The 18,441-nt window shown below is 34.7% G+C and carries 14 protein-coding genes and 1 pseudogene; 3 read left to right on the top strand and 12 right to left on the bottom strand.

Features of this window, described 5'->3' with window-relative positions; all coding sequences use genetic code 11:
• Nucleotides 1-164: 164 nt before the first annotated feature.
• The 5 genes from EGX95_RS00890 to EGX95_RS00870 all read right to left on the bottom strand — a co-directional run bounded on the left by EGX95_RS00890 (nt 165) and on the right by EGX95_RS00870 (nt 3,550).
• A complete protein-coding gene (locus EGX95_RS00890; protein WP_001100171.1) occupies nt 165-389 on the bottom strand; it encodes a hypothetical protein in 225 nt (74 codons plus the stop codon).
• A gap of 18 nt (nt 390-407) precedes the next feature.
• Nucleotides 408-680, bottom strand: coding sequence for a hypothetical protein (locus tag EGX95_RS00885; protein WP_000675279.1), 273 nt, complete (start codon nt 678-680; stop codon nt 408-410).
• 438 nt (nt 681-1,118) lie between these two features.
• Nucleotides 1,119-1,382, bottom strand: a complete 264-nt coding sequence (locus EGX95_RS00880; protein WP_002020034.1) for a hypothetical protein — start codon at nt 1,380-1,382, stop codon at nt 1,119-1,121.
• 248 nt (nt 1,383-1,630) lie between these two features.
• Complete coding sequence (locus tag EGX95_RS00875; RefSeq protein WP_001259100.1) at nt 1,631-2,557, bottom strand: hypothetical protein; 927 nt, start codon at nt 2,555-2,557, stop codon at nt 1,631-1,633.
• A 9-nt stretch (nt 2,558-2,566) separates the two neighbouring features.
• Nucleotides 2,567-3,550, bottom strand: a complete 984-nt coding sequence (locus tag EGX95_RS00870) for a hypothetical protein (RefSeq protein WP_000796697.1) — start codon at nt 3,548-3,550, stop codon at nt 2,567-2,569.
• 614 nt (nt 3,551-4,164) lie between these two features.
• Here EGX95_RS00870 and EGX95_RS00860 point away from each other — a divergent pair.
• Together EGX95_RS00860 and ltrA are read left to right on the top strand one after the other, a co-directional pair.
• The gene (locus EGX95_RS00860; protein ID WP_001125083.1) at nt 4,165-5,115 is read left to right on the top strand and encodes a nucleoside hydrolase; all 951 of its coding nucleotides are present in this window, start codon (nt 4,165-4,167) and stop codon (nt 5,113-5,115) included.
• A 719-nt stretch (nt 5,116-5,834) separates the two neighbouring features.
• Nucleotides 5,835-7,481 (top strand): group II intron reverse transcriptase/maturase, encoded by a 1,647-nt coding sequence (gene ltrA / locus EGX95_RS00850; protein WP_042512127.1) that lies wholly within the window; start codon nt 5,835-5,837, stop codon nt 7,479-7,481.
• 212 nt (nt 7,482-7,693) lie between these two features.
• On the opposite strand, the gene EGX95_RS00840 is transcribed toward ltrA, so the two are convergent.
• The 5 genes from EGX95_RS00840 to EGX95_RS00820 all read right to left on the bottom strand — a co-directional run bounded on the left by EGX95_RS00840 (nt 7,694) and on the right by EGX95_RS00820 (nt 15,182).
• Entirely contained in the window at nt 7,694-11,194 is a 3,501-nt protein-coding gene (locus EGX95_RS00840; RefSeq protein WP_123805316.1) for a DNA translocase FtsK, read from the bottom strand.
• 17 nt (nt 11,195-11,211) lie between these two features.
• Nucleotides 11,212-11,598, bottom strand: a complete 387-nt coding sequence (locus EGX95_RS00835) for a hypothetical protein (RefSeq protein ID WP_000365750.1) — start codon at nt 11,596-11,598, stop codon at nt 11,212-11,214.
• A gap of 191 nt (nt 11,599-11,789) precedes the next feature.
• Nucleotides 11,790-13,076 carry a replication-relaxation family protein gene (locus tag EGX95_RS00830; RefSeq protein ID WP_000837871.1) on the bottom strand — a complete coding sequence of 429 codons (1,287 nt, stop codon included), beginning with the start codon at nt 13,074-13,076 and terminating at the stop codon, nt 11,790-11,792.
• A 436-nt stretch (nt 13,077-13,512) separates the two neighbouring features.
• Nucleotides 13,513-14,820 carry a plasmid replication protein RepX gene (repX, locus tag EGX95_RS00825; protein ID WP_000918313.1) on the bottom strand — a complete coding sequence of 436 codons (1,308 nt, stop codon included), beginning with the start codon at nt 14,818-14,820 and terminating at the stop codon, nt 13,513-13,515.
• A 26-nt stretch (nt 14,821-14,846) separates the two neighbouring features.
• The gene (locus EGX95_RS00820) at nt 14,847-15,182 is read right to left on the bottom strand and encodes a hypothetical protein (RefSeq protein WP_000098927.1); all 336 of its coding nucleotides are present in this window, start codon (nt 15,180-15,182) and stop codon (nt 14,847-14,849) included.
• A gap of 586 nt (nt 15,183-15,768) precedes the next feature.
• On the opposite strand from EGX95_RS00820, the gene EGX95_RS00815 reads away from it, so the two are divergent.
• Nucleotides 15,769-16,374, top strand: a complete 606-nt coding sequence (locus EGX95_RS00815) for a MerR family transcriptional regulator (RefSeq protein ID WP_000564666.1) — start codon at nt 15,769-15,771, stop codon at nt 16,372-16,374.
• Nucleotides 16,375-16,691: 317 nt separating this feature from the next.
• Here the strand turns inward: EGX95_RS00815 and EGX95_RS00810 are convergent, their stop codons facing one another.
• Together EGX95_RS00810 and EGX95_RS00805 are read right to left on the bottom strand one after the other, a co-directional pair.
• Complete coding sequence (locus tag EGX95_RS00810; protein WP_042512128.1) at nt 16,692-17,804, bottom strand: RNA-guided endonuclease TnpB family protein; 1,113 nt, start codon at nt 17,802-17,804, stop codon at nt 16,692-16,694.
• Nucleotides 17,805-17,815: 11 nt separating this feature from the next.
• Nucleotides 17,816-17,923: pseudogene (locus tag EGX95_RS00805) on the bottom strand (transposase); the annotation flags it as partial.
• Between the last annotated feature and the right edge of the window lie 518 nt (nt 17,924-18,441).

Genomic DNA, 18,441 nt, shown 5'->3' with positions numbered 1-18,441 from the left:
AGTTGCATTCCATTCTATAACTACTGTACTATGTCTCTTTTATAAATTGTTCTTAAAAACGGAGAGTTCAGAAATTCTTAACAAAAGTAGGATATGATAAAGCCCTGGATTTGGTTATAATTTCTTACCGCTTTTAATATTTGAGATTCTTTAAATTTGCTTTTTTACAGTGTAATTGCATAGACCCAGGAGCCTTTTTCAAGCCTGAATGTATCAAGATCTTTATCTATACGATAGAAAACATTCAGTTCATACTCTGAAACTACTGCAAAATACATATAAACTGTCCCTTTACCTAAATATTCAATTCTCTCAATTGACAAAGAGAACATATCCCTCATAAGTTGTTTACAATGTAAAATCTCTTTTAATTCTTTTTCAACATTCATATATATACACCTACTTTATTAAATTTTTGGTAGTAAATTTGCTATAACACATGGTAAATCTACAATCTTTTGACGATGATAAATTTCTTCTACTGTGTCATAGATTGCTATATGCCCATAATCTACCTTTACTCGCTCACGCAAACCTAATCGATTAATATTAACGTACTCCACTTCTCCATAATCACTCTGCGCTTCCATTAAATAAAACCCTACTGCCTCATATGGACTATTGGCTGCAATAATTTTTATAGCAAGTTCTTCTCCATAACTAACCTTATAAAATTTCATTTGTACTTCCCCCTTGAAATAGAAAAAAGCACCTTAAAATTGTGCTTTAATCACTTTTATTATTCGTTTAGCCTAAATGGTCTAATACATGTATTTCCTAACTTAAAGACAACACAAAAAGGGCTTCTTTAAGTCGATTAAAAATGTGTATAGCAAAATAAGCTATATATACACTAATCGGCTCAAAGAAGCCCTTTCACAAATGAAACAAGACGCAACTTGCTTCTACAACTCAACCACAACACAAAAAAGGTGTGGGAATAAACGGAATCAATTAAACAATAAATATAGTTATATATTAATCTATTTTTATATCATATTCAATTGTTTTAAGGAAACAAAAATAAGAAGGGAATTTATATATAGTTGTTTTATGTACCATATAATAATGCCCCTGTTTCAACGTTTATAAATCCCCTCTTATTTCAGTTCTTGTTGTTACACCATGTACTGCATTTCAAAATAAAGTTTTTCTGGTTTTTGATTTTGGTCTAAATGACATAGTATTTCTGGAATGGTTTGTTCTTCTACTTCCATACTTTCCATATAAGACATACTTTCGTTTTCTTGAACTTTTTTAAAAATGGAAGTAGGTAGTTTGTCTGCAGAAAACACACCCATTTTGCTTCCTAACTTTTGTTCGGATGCAGCGTTGTAGAAAATTTCGTTCACAATGACCTCATTATCATCTGGATCATACATGTACCCTCGTTGTATACGTAGCAATTTGTTACTCCTTTCAAATATATTCCTTTACACGAATGTTTATATTTGTATATATTGTTTTTCTGTATAAAGGTGTCAAAGAATATTATTTCGTAAAATCCGTAATTTGTATAGAGGGAGATACAGGATAATTCGTTTTCTTAAATTTTTTTTAAATATTCCACGCTTTTTTATATAACAAACAAGCCACCCTTTAAAATGAATCAATAGCTTGTAAGGGCGGCTTAGTTTGTTGCGAATAGCTTTGTATTTAATTGTTTAATCTCTCCTTCTGCAAGGGGCTGGTAAAATGCATGTTGTAATCCTTGTATATGCAAGGTTTCTCCTATACATAACAATACTTTACCAGGGAGCAGGTCGAGTAATAGTTCATTATTAATTTGCTTTGCTTGGTTTTCAGTAGAAACATAGATAACTAACACTGTAGGATTGTTTCCTAAATCTTGCATAATAACATCTTTTCCTGATTCTACGAAATCTTTCCATCGAGCAATAATTCGTTTTAAACGATCCTTTTTATCTGTTAGTAGAGTGGAGTATACAACGAAATTAAATATGTGATTTACTCCGCCTTGCACTGCAAAACTTAAAGGAGGGGTAAAAACCCCTTTACTAATAGATGGATGCATAATATGACCTAAAAACGATGGAGCATAACGCAGGTGGCAGATTAATTCTATATCGTGCCAATAACGTAAGTGAACATATTTACCGTGATTATCAATTCGTTCTGGGGCAAAGAAGAACATATTTCCTTGCCAGTATTTTAAAAATTTGTAACCATTGTCGGATAACGTATATGTTTCTTCAAAGATCTCCATTTCAAAACTCTCCACTTGCCATTTTTCAATTAGACGGTAGTAAAGTAATCCTTGAAGTGCATCATTTATTTTCTTACGAGAATATTTATCCTTAAATAAATATAATAAATGATTAAATCGAACAGATGTATGAACACCAATGAAAGCAAGTAAGGCATACTGTTCTTCTGTTAAACGCTGCTTAAACTTAACCAATTCGTCAAAAGAATGGAATACATAGGTTTTATCCAGTTCATGTATCCGATATATTTGAAGTCCCTGTACATCCTCACTTGATAAATGAGGAATAGAAGGGACATAAGTGGGCAATTGTTTCTCTATTGTACGCATAGTCATCCATTAAAATTGGAAAATTGACGAATTAGTTTTTTTACTTTGTCCCTGCGGATAATTTAGGATACGCACTGTACCTTTTCTATTTTTCGCGTCGATATTAAGCAGCTCACATGTAACAATCGTTTGATTTTTCGCATCTTCTACAGTTGGATTAGCAAGATTACGGCTCTTAAGTCCTTTAAACTGAATTCCTGGTGCAACCTCTACGAAAATACCCGCAATAGCGTCTACCCCTACAATTTTACCTACAAATCGGTCACGGCGTTTCTTTAGTTCTAACAACTTTTCAATTGGATCTGTTTCTAGTTTCTTTTTATTTCCTCTAAATTCATAACGGCCATTCTTTTCCCCTACTTTATCGATGATAAGTTCTACAACATCACCAATGACAATATCCTCCGGACGGACGAATGTATAGGACCAGTGTGAGTACCGTACACCTATTGTTACACCGTGTACTTCAACTAAGACTGTTTGTGCAGATGGGATATGTCCTGAAACGGTTCCTGTGTATACCTTGTTGCCCTCTTGCGCTGTCACTTCTTCATATAATCTTTTTTGAAGTGCCAATTCTCCTGCAGTGATAGATACAACAGCAAAGTTGCCTTCCTCCGTTTTTTGGAAGTGTTCAATGATTAAAGGCTTGGTTCTACCAACTAGCCATTGAGGATTTTTAGGAACATTTATACCTGCCTCTGTAATGGGGCAATATGCTGTTGTATGAGTACCAATTTGCATTGTAAGTACTTGTATACGCTCAGACTTTCCGTTTTTAGTTGGGAATAGCTTTTCAGATACGACTGTAATCAAGCCTTTTCCTACAGTACGCTCACGTTTCATACGGGCTAATTCCTCTAGTTCATGATCACGTACTCGCTCAAATTGATTAAAGTTTGTTTCTAGCACTGTGTCACCTTGTAGGTTCTCTGCTTCAAAAGCCATTCCAAGTTCTTCTACAGTTTGAGTGTTTGTCTTATCTTCTGCCATTATATTTTCCTCCTAGAACGTAAAAAAGGACACACCTGTACCGTTGGGATGGTACGTAAGGTGTGTCCTTCACGTAAATTATGGTTTATTTATATAGTTGTTAATACAAATATAATGGTATTTCTACTCAAATGCAAGAATAATTTTAAAATCATAAGTTTGCTATAGGTTAAATCAAAATCTAGAATGCAGCCTTACTAGGGGGACCGCTAGTATTTCGGAAAAAACACGCTAAGAGTATGCATAATTTTATACAATTTTTCGAGTAATTCAGTAACAAACGAGAACCCTAAAACCGCGCCAAGATAGGAATGTATAAAAAATTGAATAGATCCATAGAACAAAAAAAAGCGGACTCCCTGTGAGAGTAAGGGCCCGCTTTTTTCCTCTCTACCAATAATGATGCGTTATGTTAACTGTACTTGTATACAATATACAAAACAAAAATACTTTTTTAGATGCAAACACATATAAGATATCTAAAGTTATAGATGAACAAAATGTACTATTGAAGAATATATAAAATATATATCAAATATATATCAAATATAGTACAAGCCTATTCATTACATCCTTAGTAAAAATAAAATTTTATGGCTTTTGGAGGAAAACATATGCCCAAAAAAGTTCTCTTGTTTACAGATTTGGGAATTGATGATGTGTTTGCTATTCTGTACACCTTTTTTCGTAAGGATATCCAACTTGTGGGGATTGTAGCGGATTATGGAAATGTATCGAGAGAGAATGCTATAAAAAATATTAACTATTTGAAGTATATTTCGGGAAGAAAAGAGATACCCGTATTTCTCGGTGCTTCTGTACCTTTAACAGGTATATTGGTTCAATATTTTCCTGAAGTACATGGAAAAGTAGGACTAGGACCTATCATTCCACCTGAAATCCCTTATCCAATTTATCCCATAAATGATATTTACAAAATTATAAACTCAAATTTAGACGATCTTACAATTATCAATTTGGGAAGACTTTCATCATTGGCTACGTCATTTATTTTGAATTTAGAAGCAATGCGGAATGTGAAAGAATACATTTGCATGGGTGGAGCCTTTTTTTACCCCGGAAACGTGACTGCTGTGGCTGAAGCTAACTTTTACGCAGACCCTTATGCAGCAAACTTAATTCTGCAGCATGCGAAGAATTTGACAATTATTCCATTAAACGTCACCCAACACGCGATTGTTACACCTGAAATGGTTCAACAAATTGATGCATTTCACCGGAATACACAAGACCTTGCAGGACTCATCATCAAACCTATGTTAGACTACTACTATAATTTCTACTCTAAATCGAATCCTGGCATAGGAGGAAGCCCTATGCATGATTTTGTAACAATATGGTATTTGTTGAATCCAGATGCAGTTCGTCTGTCAAAAGTGCCCATCAAAGTAATTCCCGATCAAGGAGAAGGATTTGGTCAAAGTATCGCAGACTTTCGTTTTGTGACAAATCCAGGTTATAAAACACATAATATCGCTTTTCAGTTCAATTATGAAAGATTTAAGAGAGATATTATGGAAACATTTTTAAGGAAAAGACTATAGCATATCCTAAGTAAAGATAAAAATACATATTTAAAAAAGAATTATTTATAGTTGGATGTATTGTAGTTGCTATGAGTTTACTAAAATAGAACTTCCTATATCGAGAATTATGGTGCGACAAGAAGTCGCATTCCCACAGGGTAGCTTCTGCTACTAGATTAGATGCAAAGTCTATCTCCATCCGAAACTGCGGACTTGGTAACGGGCTCGTGGGTTGCATGAGGAAATGTGGAAACAGAGAGTCTGTACATGACTCGGAATACCGCTAGGAGAAGACAGGTACGGTGAACGAGAGTGAAGGCTCGTAAGCTTCGTAATCGTTAGCTTGGGATAATGTACAGCTCTACCCAGGTCTTGATAAGAGGAAAGGCATTCTCATAATACTGCCGCGTTGCATCCCGCAACTTATCCGGAGTAAAGAGTCCACCTAACCCTGTCGTATCTGTGGAATGTGAAACTTGGTAAGCCCTATGTCATCTGCGCAAGCAGTAGGATGACTGTAAAGTCAAACGATGTGGCAGAGGGTAAAGGATATAAGAGAAAGCAAAAGCCGCTAGCCGAAAGGAAACAGGAAAGCATAGAAATATGTATAACTGAGCGGATATTGTCGTCCTTACGGACAAACCCATGACAAGCCTGAAAGGGAGCCCACTTCTTATAGGTCTTCAACATGGAAATACATTTGTAAGTTATCTTCTGACGAATAGGAGCGTGCAGTTATGAACACCTCAGAACGAGCGTCGGCGCACGTCTCGTATACAAACTGGAAAGCAGTTCAGATGTATGTGACGAAGTTACGACAAAGAATTTACCGTGCCGAACAGTTACAGCAACAAAGAAAGGTAAGAAAACTTCAACGCTTACTCATGAGAAGCGAAGCAAACTTACTGTTATCAATTAGACGAGTAACACAGCAGAATAAAGGAAAGCGAACAGCAGGTGTTGATGAACATACAGCCTTGAGTCGCAGAGAAAGAAATCTTCTCTATGAGCAACTCAAAAAGTTAAATACGCTACAACACCGACCAAAACCAGCAAAACGTATATACATTGTGAAGAAAAACGGAAAATTGCGACCGTTGGGCATCACAACTATAAAGGATAGGGTATATCAAAATATAGTGCGAAATGCCCTTGAACCACAGTGGGAAGCCAGATTTGAAGCTATTTCTTACGGGTTTCGTCCTAAGCGAAGTACCCATGATGCCATACGAAGCATTTTCAATAGAATCAACGGGGGCACAAAGAAGAAATGGATATTTGAAGGAGATTTTCAGGGCTGTTTTGATCATCTCAACCATGAGTGGATACTCAAACAAACTTCTTACTTCCCAGGAAGAAAACTATTGAAGCGATGGCTCAAGATGGGATACATGGAGCAAAGCTTTTTCGCGGAAACGCAAGAAGGTACTCCGCAAGGAGGAATTATCTCGCCACTTCTCGCTAACATTGCCCTTCATGGAATGGAAGAAACCTTGGGAATTACTTACAAGAAAAACTATAAAGCTAATGATAGTTATATTATGAATCCTGCTTGCAAATTTACCCTTATCCGTTACGCAGATGATTTTGTGGTCTTAACGGAGACAAAAGAACAAGCACTCTCTGTATATATGAGACTTCGTCCCTACTTAAAGGACAGGGGATTGGAATTAAGCCCTGAAAAGACGAAGGTTACACATATTGAGGAAGGATTTGAGTTCCTAGGATTCTTGATTCGGCAGTACCAAACTGAACAGGGGAATAAACTGTTCATCAAACCAAGTAAGGGCAGTAGACAGAAAGCGAAGAAGAAAATTGGAGATACTTTACGTGTCATGAGGGGTCAACCCATCGGAGAAATCATCCGAGTGCTTAATCCTATTATCAGAGGATACGGGCAATACTGGAAACATGTCGTTTCTAAGAAAATCTTTGGTACAATGGATAGCTATATCTATTGGAGAATCGGCAAACATCTTCGACAGCTCCATCCAAAGAAGTCGTGGAAATGGATATATGCAAGGTATTACAGGCATCCACATCATGGTGGAAATGCTTGGACACCAACCTGCCCGAAAACAAATATCCAACTCTTACATATGTCATGGATTAAGATTGAGAGACACAACATGGTGAAATTCAAAAATAGTCCTGATGACCCAACATTGAAAGAATACTGGGAAAAAAGAGACCGTAAGGTATTTGATACGGAAAACACGATGGATAGAATGAAGCTGGCTAGAAAACAAGGTTACCGCTGCGCTATCTGCAAAACTCCACTACAAAACGGGGAAAAGGTAGTCGTAAAAGACATGCCTGTTCCGCAACACCTCATATTGTCTAATTTAAACTTAAAATTAGTTCACTTACCTTGCCTATACTAAAGGGACTGAAATCGGATAAAAAGAAGGCTTGAGCCGTATGATGGGAAACTGTCACGTACGGTTCTGAGGGGAGTTGGGGGCAGCGATGCCCCCCGCTTACCCGACTAAATAAGCTGCCTATATGGGCAGCTTATTTTATTTTTGGCTTAGCGTGGTTTTTTCCGAAATGCTGGCTATACCAATACTAGATTTAATTTAAGATTTACAAACTATTAATCAAAGAAATTATTCAATTCCTTACTCATTACGTTCGATGTTTTGGGCTTTGGTTTCTCATTTTTATTAAGCAGCGACTGCGTAGTATTATTCTTATTTTTTTGATGAGATTTTAAGTGCTCTTGGCGTTCTTTATAACTCATAGGTTTATATTCTGGTTGCTTCTCATCATTTTTCGAATGCTCTTCTCTATTTTTTTCTAAGTTTTCTTGTACCGTAATACTAATAGATTCGTAAACTTTTGCTACATCTTCATCTAGCTTGTTTTCTTCGATATGATTAAGCGTTTCTTCAATTGGAACCGTGTTGATTTCTACATGTGTTTCTTCTAGCTCTGTTATTGTAACGGGAAGTGAAGTAGATTCTATACTTGTTTCTGCAGTTCCTATCATTGTAACGGGAAGTCCATCAGATGGGAATTCTTCAAACAATGGTTCGGTCTCAACAGGAATCACGGAATGAATAATGGAATCTTTATTCCAATCTTGCTCTAACATAGTAATAGATAATTCTTTGTTTAGTTCTGCTACCTCCATGTTTATTTCATAGCATTCTTCCATAGGAGGTAATGCTATATCTATGGTTTCTTTAATATCTTCTTTCACGGCCGGTTCTTTTATTTCAGAGCTTATACTTTCTACATGTGTTTCTTCTGCTATAACAGGCAGTTCACCATTTCGTTGTAAGGCATCTATTAATCTCGATGCACGTGTATAACTAATTTTAAACGTGTCTTGTAGTACAGATATAGAGATACTTCCCGATTCCTTCACAAAACTTAAAACATCTTCGTATAGAATATCCTTAAAGGAGCTAGTTTCCTCTTGTTCGATTTCTTCGCCTTCAATTGGAATTGCTACTTCCGGTGAAATAGTATTGTCAGGTGAATGAGTAGTAATAACACTTGTTTCTTCTGATGTACTACTATTATTTGAAATTAATACTTTACGAGGACCATCCCCTGTGTAAGAACTTACAACTAGATTTTGTTCTAACTTCTCAATATATTGCATAGATTTCATATAGCTAATCTTGAATTTTCTTTGCAGAAGAGATGGCGAGACTTGTTGTGATTCGATAATAAATTCCTTAATATCTTCATACAACTTATTTTCAACTTCATCATCAACATTCCCCTGCTGGTTCATTGCTGCAGGATCATTAGATAAGGTTTCATTTTGAGACTTTTGTCCCTTATAATCCTCCAATGATACAATGTGTTGATGCTCCTCGTTTGTTTCTATGGAGTTATTCTGTTCAATCTCACCTTCTTGTATAGGTGGTAATGGTTGTATTTTCTTCATGTTTTCTGCATCTACATGCTTCAGAGGATTAGCTTTTTCTATAGATTCATTAATAAGGCGAAGACGCTCATTTTCCCAATATTCACCTGTTTTTGTATCTACTTGAATAATTGCTTGGGCAAATTCTTCTTTTGGTACAAAGTTACTTGTGATTTGTTGTACAGGTTGCACATGATTATCTTGTACGATACGAGCAGCACAGATGAATGCCCCTTGTGCCATGATATCTCCTGGTGACATAACAACTTCTTTCGTTTTTTGATAGGTTGATCCTAGTCGACTAACTGGATTCTCTTGCATAGGAGAAATGCCCTGTTCGGATTCTGCCTCTTTAAATTCCTCTTTCTCACCAAACATGTCAGAGAAAATTTTTGCATCATATGGTGTTACATCTCCAAATATCATTTTGTTACGGAATGAACCTAGTAAAGTAAACATGTATTGCTCTGTGAAGTCGAGAGCTAATTGCGATAGTGTTTGGCTAGCGATTGTTAAAATTACTTTATATTTACGAGATTGTGCAGGGAATTCTTTAAACGGCCGCACAACGTAATCCGGAAACTCATCGACAATAATATGATGGTAAGGTGAGACGTTTGGATCTCTACGGAATACTGCATTTTGCATACTTAACAATACAAATTTTCCTAATACGTTTGAAAGGTCTGCTAATTCTCCTTTTGCCGTATTGACTAACAAAATCCCACCCTGCTCTAAATGAACATCGAAATCAAAATCGGATTTTCCAAATAAAACACGTCGTATTAAAACGTTTGAAGCTAAATCTTTTAATATGTTGCGTAAACCTTTTACATATTCTTCTTCTCTGTCATAATGCATCGGTTGTCCGCGGTATTTTCCCGATTTATAAACGGCTGGTTCACCTTGAAAATCCAGCTTTTCACGAATGGTATTATCAAACCATTCGTCTATACCTTTTATAATTTTATATTCATTTTTTTGGTCACGTGAAGCTGCTCCACTTTGAACAAAATCATATAACTTTTCGACCTGTACCTTTAATAGCTTATGCATTCGGTGAACACGTTCTACATCGTCATACATCTCAATCAAATCGTCGAAGGTAACATCTTTTTGTGGGTTGTGAAGCTTTAATAAATAGATATGTTGTTTAAGGTGGTTACGCTGCGCTTGTTCAAAGAATGCATTGTTAGATTCAGACAAACCTTGAATAACCATTGCGAAAACTTCTGCTACTTTATCTACTGGTCCTCGCAGAATGTTTATATTTTTGGTATCAGGATTAGTTGGATCAATGTAGTAAACTGCACTTTCAGGTATTTTATGTGCTTGCACTAACTTAAAAACCTTTTGGCATAAATCATTACTCGGTTCGATAACAGTCACACCATTTAAAAATGTTCCTTTTACTTCTTCTGTATGATAATCCTTCTTTTTAAAGACATTTATGAACTTATTGATAAAACGCGCCATCCAATGTAAATCTTGATTAATCATGGGAATAATTAAACTAGATGTTTTACCAGAACCAATAGGACCAATAATAATACAATTTAACGTTCTATCTTTCCCCTTAATACGAACCATCTCTTTATGCTCAATATGCGGTCCAATTTCTACATCAGGATATATTTGTTCTTCTTGGCTATTAAACCATTTTTGTAATTTGTGATTTTTATATTCGTATTTTTGTACCCACTTTAATATCTCTTCTCGGTAGCGAACAATATGCCCACTATACCAAAGTGTAAACAAAATCATAAATACTGTTGGTAAAAATACAAAAATCATAGTGAGTGTGTGAAAATTACCTGTTAAGACATGACCTAAGGCTTCATACTCACCAAAATTAAGATGTTTTGATTTATCCGCTAGATAAGGAATAACCTTTGCATGGATCGGAGCAGTTGCAAACCATAAAAATTGAATATCAACCGCAAAGTGGGAAGCAACCAAGATTATTAGTTTCCCATTATTTATATGTAAAGCTGGAATACGGCTGTAAAACCTAAAGCTAAACTCTCCTAATAGTAAAGAAAAGAACATTAAAATAAGCGGTACATATGTAATTTCTATAGGATAAGACGGTGGTTCAAATGCATAGTAGAGTAACTTGATGTAGTTTACTAAACCGAATCCAAATGAAAGAATAAATCCGCTAATTAAGCCGATTGTAGTAAATAACGGTAATCGTTGTTTAAATGTCTCCATATAGGCTCACCTACTTCTTACAGATATAGTTGAGCTTTATGTTTAAACTGGAATCGATTATTGAATTCTGGTTGGAATAGTTCCTTTGATTTTTCGAGAAAGAATTTTGCTGCATCTTCAGTTTGTTTTAAATATAAATCAATACTCTCTCTTTCACAGAGTTGATTGTATTCTTCTTGAGAAAGTACCGCGATATTTACCTCAATCTTTTTATCCGTTGCCGTTTCAATTATGACATCGTACCAATAGAAATTTGGTTTCCCTGGAATTTGGATATCTTGTAGAGAAACACTAAACGTTGCCCCCTCTTCTGTAATATGATTAAGGACTAGTTCCGGGTTTTTAAATGCTTCTCTAGCAGAGAGCACTCCCCCAGTAGTAGTAGTTGCATATTGTAAATCCATTTTGATTTTCCACCTTTCTCCATATAAAAAAAGGCAAGCGACACCCACTGTAAAAACAGCGTGTGTCGCTTGCCTTAATTTCATATGTTCTGATTTGATTGTAGTTTTTTGTGTTTAGTTCAAACGTAATTCTATCACCTTAAATAATAAAAATCAATAAAATTGTATAAAAGTATATAAAAAATTAACGATTAATATAATTCAACAAGCTTGCGTCTTTTCGGATGTATGTTATTTGCAGTACGTGCCATGATCTGTTCATCCGCATCGATAGTAACACCTTCATTTTGGAGGGATAGCAGTAATACGTTGTCATACGTGTCCATTAAAAGTATATCTCTAGCCTTTTTGCGCTTTGGATAAATCACAACAAGCGGCACCCCTTCATCACCTTCTCTTCTTGAAAACACAACATCGTCTAATCTAGCAATCATTCGGTAATCATTTTCATTCCCAAAAATAAAGAAGAAATCTTGCATTACATCTTTATCTCTCTTATACGTTCGTCTAAGACCACCATCTATTTTCTCTTTAAATGTTTGAACTGTTTCAACAAATGCATAGCGCCAATCAGCATCTCCTACTGTACGTTTAGATAAAGGTAAGAGAATATCTTGTTCAAAGTTTTGATTATCATCTATTCCTAGAAGAATATCTGAAATAACATCTCCAGCTTCTTTCAAAGAGCAGATGTGCATATTTAGGTTTGGTAGATTCATTAAATGTTCATGATATTCTCGCATAGAAAATAAGAGATTCTTCATACGTACGTATGGAGGTTCTGCATCTTCTGCAAGGAACATCGACTTGTCATACATAACAAAAACAACAGTTATATTTTTAGTGTTTTTTTGTGCATATTCAATATACTTCCCCACCTTTTCAACTAAGGTAGCATTGGTTTCTTTGCACATATCCATTTCAATGTAAATATTTTTGTCTTTATATGAAATGTGTTCATCAGGAATTAGAAGTAACCCTGCATCTTCAATTTCTGTTTTCTTTTGTTTTTGATGATATGAGCGAATATCTAACTCGCATAATAATTTATTCGTATTGGTCTTTTTCGACACTTCCAAAAGTGTGCGTACTAATATTTCTCTTGAGCAGAGTGTATGTAGTGAGATTGAAGAAGAATATCTACGTTTTGAAGATCCTGCAGGAATCCTTCCTAATTCTTGAAGGTAATCAACCATTCTATCTTTTAAGGAGAATGTCGCACGTCTGGTTATACTATCATCTCTTTTATCAATTTTTTTAGTCAGGATAGCACCGTATTTTGAAAAACGATTAAGTTTCGTAAACACACTATCCTCAGAAAAATCTCTACCCTCAAATGCACTATAAAGCTGAGTAATTTGTCGTGTAGTAAGATACCTTTTGTAATATAAAAATGTAAATACAAATATATCGGCCTCTTTTAAACGAAAAGATTTCTGTGTACCTTTGCTTGTATATTTATACGTTTTACTTTTCATTATATGCAACTCCATAACTCGAATGTATTTTCAATAAATAACAACCATTTCTATATATCTTATTACAGCAAAATTTAGTTGTAAATTATTAAAAGTTTAAGCTGAATTTGCTTTAATCTAGATACTAAAACTTGTACGCTGAAGTTTGGATTACTTCTCTTCCTAAAAATTAGCTAGAAACATTGATTTATATAGTCTTTCAGTTCTTTTAAAATTGTTCGGACGGAAGACATGTTTTAACCGAACAATTTTTTAAAGGTTCAAGTATTGGAATAAAATCGTTAGGACGGCCTAACAATTTATTTAAACAATTACATTATATAAAGACATGTTACACATACAGAAAATATAATAGATTAATCACTTGTGCATTGTAGTTTCTTTTTGCTATTGAAATAGAAAAAGACCGACAAAATTATATTTGTCGGTCTATTGTTTAGAATGATAATTTCTTCTTTGCTGGTTGTGAATCGTCAGCAACTTCTACTTCAGGTTCAGCACCAAAATTTAATTTTTTCTTTTTAGGTTTTTCTTCTTGTACTGAATCATCAAATGCAAAAAGTTTATTTAAAACAGCATTGGATTTCTTTGAATTAGCTTGCTCACGTTCTTCTTTAATTCTCGTAATCTCATCAATAATATCACTAACACGTTTTGGTAATGGAAGTCCTGCAACAACTGAATAGAATTTTACTATATCCTCTTCTTTTTTTGTTGTATGTTTATTAACGTATGGAGCTATAGGACGTTCATCTACATATGGAGTTCTTTCTTTTAAGAAGTTTTCCATTTGATTAAGGAATGAGAAGTTGTATAATCGCCCTGCTCGCAGCGGTGATGTAACGATAGATAGCGCGCTTTTTTTAGCACTTTCTAGCTCTTCTCTTTCTGTATCGTATAAAACGCCTTTTTCTAGTGCGTTACCTAATTGAGTCAAGTAACCTAGCGGGTTTTCAGTGTCTAATTGATTTGATTTTAGTTCTAATTTTGCTAATGATAAAACGCCTGGTGTATTAATTACTTGAGCAAATTCACTCGCATCAAAATGTGTATCTGAAAACGGTGTAAATGATGAAGTAACTAGGTTAATCTCATGTAATGCATCAGCAATATATTTGTTACTATAGCTAGTATATTCGTTTGCTAAAGCACTTGGATTTTCCTCTTCAAATTTTCTATATAGTTTAGCGTTATCTATTAATACAATTGAGCCAAAAGCTTCTTGGTTCATAGCAATACTACGAATGCGTGAAGTTGCGTTTTCTAATACTTTTAAAGCCTCAGCATCACGTGGTAAAGTCAGTAACAATCCAAAATTGTAATCATGTTCATAGAGCATTTCAATAGCCTTTAATAGAGCACCAGTTCCTGTTCCTCCACCTAGACCACACGTAATCCAAATAAAATCACGATCTTCAAATTCCTGTTTTACCGCTTCGAAAATCTTTGTTTCATGCTTTACAAATGCTTCCTCTCCAACCTGTGGATTACGAGCTGCACCTTGTTCATATCCTTCTAACTGTATTTTACGGACGTTCCCTGTGTTTTTAATCTCAATTTTATTAAAATCTTGACTATTTGTATTAACAAGAATCGCACGATATGGGTATTTGTTATTTTTAATTTGTGTTTCTTTATTTGCGCACTCTGCTGCGATTGCACATCCACCCATACCTAGTCCTAAGAATCCAAATTTCAAACTAATATTTCCTTGGCTTTCGATTTCTGAAAAATTGCCTGCCATATGTATATCCTCCTCAAATATATATTTTAGTTGTTTTTCTCAACTCGTTTTTCCAGTTCCTTAATTAAAACATTTCCTAGATCTGTTACGTCATAAATTCGAACACGTCCTATTGCTTTGAAAGATATTAACCCTGCTCCTTCAAGTCTTGCAGTCATAATATCTAAAGCATATCGCGATGGAAGTATTTTTTTACCCTCATAATCTTTTTCATTCTCAATTTGATAGTCTTTATGATATTGGTTGATATAATCCCATAACTTTTCTTTGTTCATTGCGCCCTCGGCGTATAGCACACGTAAAGCCCAAATCCCATCATTTAAATTCTCACAAAGCACATCAATAATTTCACTACTACTCATTGATATATTAGACAATAATTTCACACCACCTTTAATAAATAATAAATTTTATCTATAGGTACAAAAAGACAAGATAATTATACGGAATTTAATACCGTTATAAAAGCCGTAAATACTTCGGTATATATTTCCGAAGTATTGTATGTACTAACTATAATACATCTACGGATGATAATCAAGAATCTTATTAAATCAATACTTTAAATACTTCCGTAATAATTACCGTAATTAATATTTTAATTGTTACGCATTTATTACGGTAATAAACACTGTAATGAATACGTAATGATTATAAAAGATGCATTTTAATAAGTGAAAATCCATGTAAAATTTTTAGTTCAGTTCACAGAATTTTAAGGTGATTTTGTACATAATCAAGTGTTAATCACGCTCACCCGACTAATCACCGCTCGATAACATAGGTATTATTGGTATGCAGCTAAATAAATGAGCAGTGAATGATTGAGTGATCAGGTATAAAAGTCCATGATATTTTATGTAATCTACAAAGGGGTTCTTTTAGTTTCTATAGAATTTTTATATAATGTATTATAGGACAGGCATCATATAGTTAGGTGGTGAGCAAATGATTGATGAACAGTTAAGCGATGGTTATTATCGCGTATCTGAAGTAGCAACCATGCTTGATATTCCTGAAAGTACTCTTCGTAGATGGTTGAATGATTTCGATGAGTACTTGAACATAAAAAAAGAACGCCAACTTAAATATGTTCATGAGGATAGTATTGATACAGTAAAAAAGATTAAACATTATTATTCTGAGTCAAAGAAAAAGCACGAAATTGTTGGGCTTTTAGATATGGATCCGACGGTTATTCGCAATGTTTATGCTGAAGATGTTGACGGTGATGGTGAACCAAAAGAAACATCACTAGTTAAAGCACAACAGGTCAATCCAGACTTTATAGAAGCTTTGACGGAAAAAATTACTGAGGAAGTTACAGCTAAAGTGACTGAAGAATTAACAAAACAAAATATGGAATTCTTCGCTGCGGTGGCTAAACAAAGTCAGGATAATTTCGATAGAATCAATAAGCGATTAGAGGAACGTGACGAAAAGTTAATGAGTACTATACGATTAATTCAAGAACAAAAAAGTGCTAATGCTCAGCGACAAGAGAATACTGAACAAAAAGGCGGCTTTTTCTCTAAGCTTTTTGGAAAAAAATAAAAAGGCTATCATTTGATAGCCTTTTTATTTTGCTTATTCTTAATATCATTTCAAAAGCTTAGTTCATTGATTATCAATATGATTCATTCACAGCTATTGTTTTAAACTTATAATAATCATAGAACTTAGGTTTATTTTGCTATACAAAGAGTTTTCTAATTCTATTTCTTCCAATCTGTGAACTACCCGCCACTTAACGTCCTAATGGACTGTTTGAAGTGGTGGCTTCTCGGTTAGTCGTTACTTTTGATAGCTAACGAATTTGTCCTAAGACAACCGAGCTAACCCCCTCGTTCCAAGGGTTATTTTATTGCTATCTATGCCAACGCTAATAGGCGTATTGCTTCATTTTTGATATTGATAGCTGCGTTATAATCTCTATCAAGATTTACACCACATATACAAGAATATACTCGCTCAGACAATGACATGTTTTTCACATTTCCACAACTGCTACATGTTTTTGTGGAAGGAAACCATTTGTCTATTTTCATAAGTTGTTTGCCTTGTTCGTGTAGTTTATAAGCTAAAAAAGAAGTGAACATACCCCAAGCATTATCAGCGACGCTTTTTCCAAAATGAAGTGCTTGCGACATGCCTTTCATATTTAGATCTTCAATAGCTACAACATCAAAATGAGTAGCTAACTCTTTAGACTTATGATGAAGGAAGTTCTTACGTTGGTTCGCTACTTTTTCATGTAACTTAGCTACACGGATACGTTGTTTATTCCAACGAATAGAACCTTTTGTTCTTCTTGATAATACTCGTTGTGCCTTTGCTAATCGGTCTAACATTTCACGATAGAACTTAGGATAATTGGCTCTCTCATCCTCAGAACTAACGTATAATCGATCCATCGCAAAGTCTAATCCAACAACTGTTTCTACTTCATTTTGTACAATCTCTTTTTCGTATTCAGTCAAGATAGACACATAGTATTTACCAGTAGGTGTCATAGAAATCGTACATGACTTGATTACATGGTCTTGTGGTATTTCTCTATGCTGCTTGATACGTACCATTTTCAGTTTTGGCAATTTAATATGACCGTTAAGCAACATAATATTTCCGTTCACTACATTCGTTGTATAAGACTTTCTGTCTTTTTTGCTTTTGAATGTTGGGAAGTCATTTTGACCACGAAAGAAATTCTTATAGGCAGTTTGCAAGTTTAGTTGAGCATTTGCCAGTGCTAATGAATCAACTTCTTTTAACCACTCAAATTCTGCTTTGTATTTCGCAGGAGTGGGAAGCTTTTGTTTCTTTAGTTGTTCCTTATCATCTTTGTGATTTTCATACGCTTCTTTCCGTTCGGCTAACATTCTGTTATACACGAAACGTACACAACCGAAGGTTTTACGCATAAGATGTGCTTGGTCTCCTGTTGGATACAAACGGAATTTATATGCTTTATTCTGCTTTGTCATATCATTTCACCTCACTTTTCACTTTGATTTTCAATATATTTTTTTACTACGTCTATTGATGAACCACCAGTAGTTAGTAAGCAAAAACCTCTTGACCAAAACATCTCTTTCAATAGTTTCATACTACTTAATTAGTAGTATGGAACTATTTTTATATTAATCATAAAAAAAACAGTTTATTCTTATTCAAAACTTACACCTTCACTCGATCACTCAACCATTCGCTAATCATTCATTCTAAAATAGTAATATGATTGACCGGTGATTAATTGACTGATTACAATTAGGTTTAATGCAATGAAATCAACCGTTCAATCACCACTCAACCTACATACGAAAATAACAGTATTTACACACGAGTGACTGGTGATTAGTTGGGTGATTTAAGGTGTGGATAATGAAAAATGTGCCATTAATGCGCTTTATCGATGATATTTTGTTAATTGAGCGACAATCAGGCGGTTGATCAGAGGCTGTTTAAGTTGTTCTTACTTATTGTGAATTGACTTTTGATTGAGCGGCGCTCAACGAGGTGTTTGAGTGGTGGTTATTTATACATAGTCATTTAGCAAAGGTCATACTTTTGAAAAAATCACCTTGCAACCATGGGAAAAACTATATATGATGTAGTTACTTT

The sequence above is a fragment of the Bacillus sp. FDAARGOS_527 genome (assembly GCF_003812125.1).
Taxonomy (GTDB): Bacteria; Bacillota; Bacilli; order Bacillales; family Bacillaceae_G; genus Bacillus_A; species Bacillus_A paranthracis.
The sequence above is the reverse complement of the archived record's forward strand: the minus strand, read 5'-3'. Positions and strand labels throughout refer to the sequence as shown.

Excerpts from the sequence above, each read along its gene's own strand:
- EGX95_RS00890 (WP_001100171.1), bottom strand. The coding sequence starts at position 389 with ATGAATGTTGAAAAAGAATTAAAAGAGATTTTACATTGTAAACAACTT.
- EGX95_RS00885 (WP_000675279.1), bottom strand. The coding sequence starts at position 680 with ATGAAATTTTATAAGGTTAGTTATGGAGAAGAACTTGCTATAAAAATT.
- EGX95_RS00880 (WP_002020034.1), bottom strand. The coding sequence starts at position 1,382 with ATGTATGATCCAGATGATAATGAGGTCATTGTGAACGAAATTTTCTAC.
- EGX95_RS00875 (WP_001259100.1), bottom strand. The coding sequence starts at position 2,557 with ATGCGTACAATAGAGAAACAATTGCCCACTTATGTCCCTTCTATTCCT.
- EGX95_RS00870 (WP_000796697.1), bottom strand. The coding sequence starts at position 3,550 with ATGGCAGAAGATAAGACAAACACTCAAACTGTAGAAGAACTTGGAATG.
- EGX95_RS00860 (WP_001125083.1), top strand. The coding sequence starts at position 4,165 with ATGCCCAAAAAAGTTCTCTTGTTTACAGATTTGGGAATTGATGATGTG.
- ltrA (WP_042512127.1), top strand. The coding sequence starts at position 5,835 with ATGAACACCTCAGAACGAGCGTCGGCGCACGTCTCGTATACAAACTGG.
- EGX95_RS00840 (WP_123805316.1), bottom strand. The coding sequence starts at position 11,194 with ATGGAGACATTTAAACAACGATTACCGTTATTTACTACAATCGGCTTA.
- EGX95_RS00835 (WP_000365750.1), bottom strand. The coding sequence starts at position 11,598 with ATGGATTTACAATATGCAACTACTACTACTGGGGGAGTGCTCTCTGCT.
- EGX95_RS00830 (WP_000837871.1), bottom strand. The coding sequence starts at position 13,076 with ATGAAAAGTAAAACGTATAAATATACAAGCAAAGGTACACAGAAATCT.
- repX (WP_000918313.1), bottom strand. The coding sequence starts at position 14,820 with ATGGCAGGCAATTTTTCAGAAATCGAAAGCCAAGGAAATATTAGTTTG.
- EGX95_RS00820 (WP_000098927.1), bottom strand. The coding sequence starts at position 15,182 with ATGAGTAGTAGTGAAATTATTGATGTGCTTTGTGAGAATTTAAATGAT.
- EGX95_RS00815 (WP_000564666.1), top strand. The coding sequence starts at position 15,769 with ATGATTGATGAACAGTTAAGCGATGGTTATTATCGCGTATCTGAAGTA.
- EGX95_RS00810 (WP_042512128.1), bottom strand. The coding sequence starts at position 17,804 with ATGACAAAGCAGAATAAAGCATATAAATTCCGTTTGTATCCAACAGGA.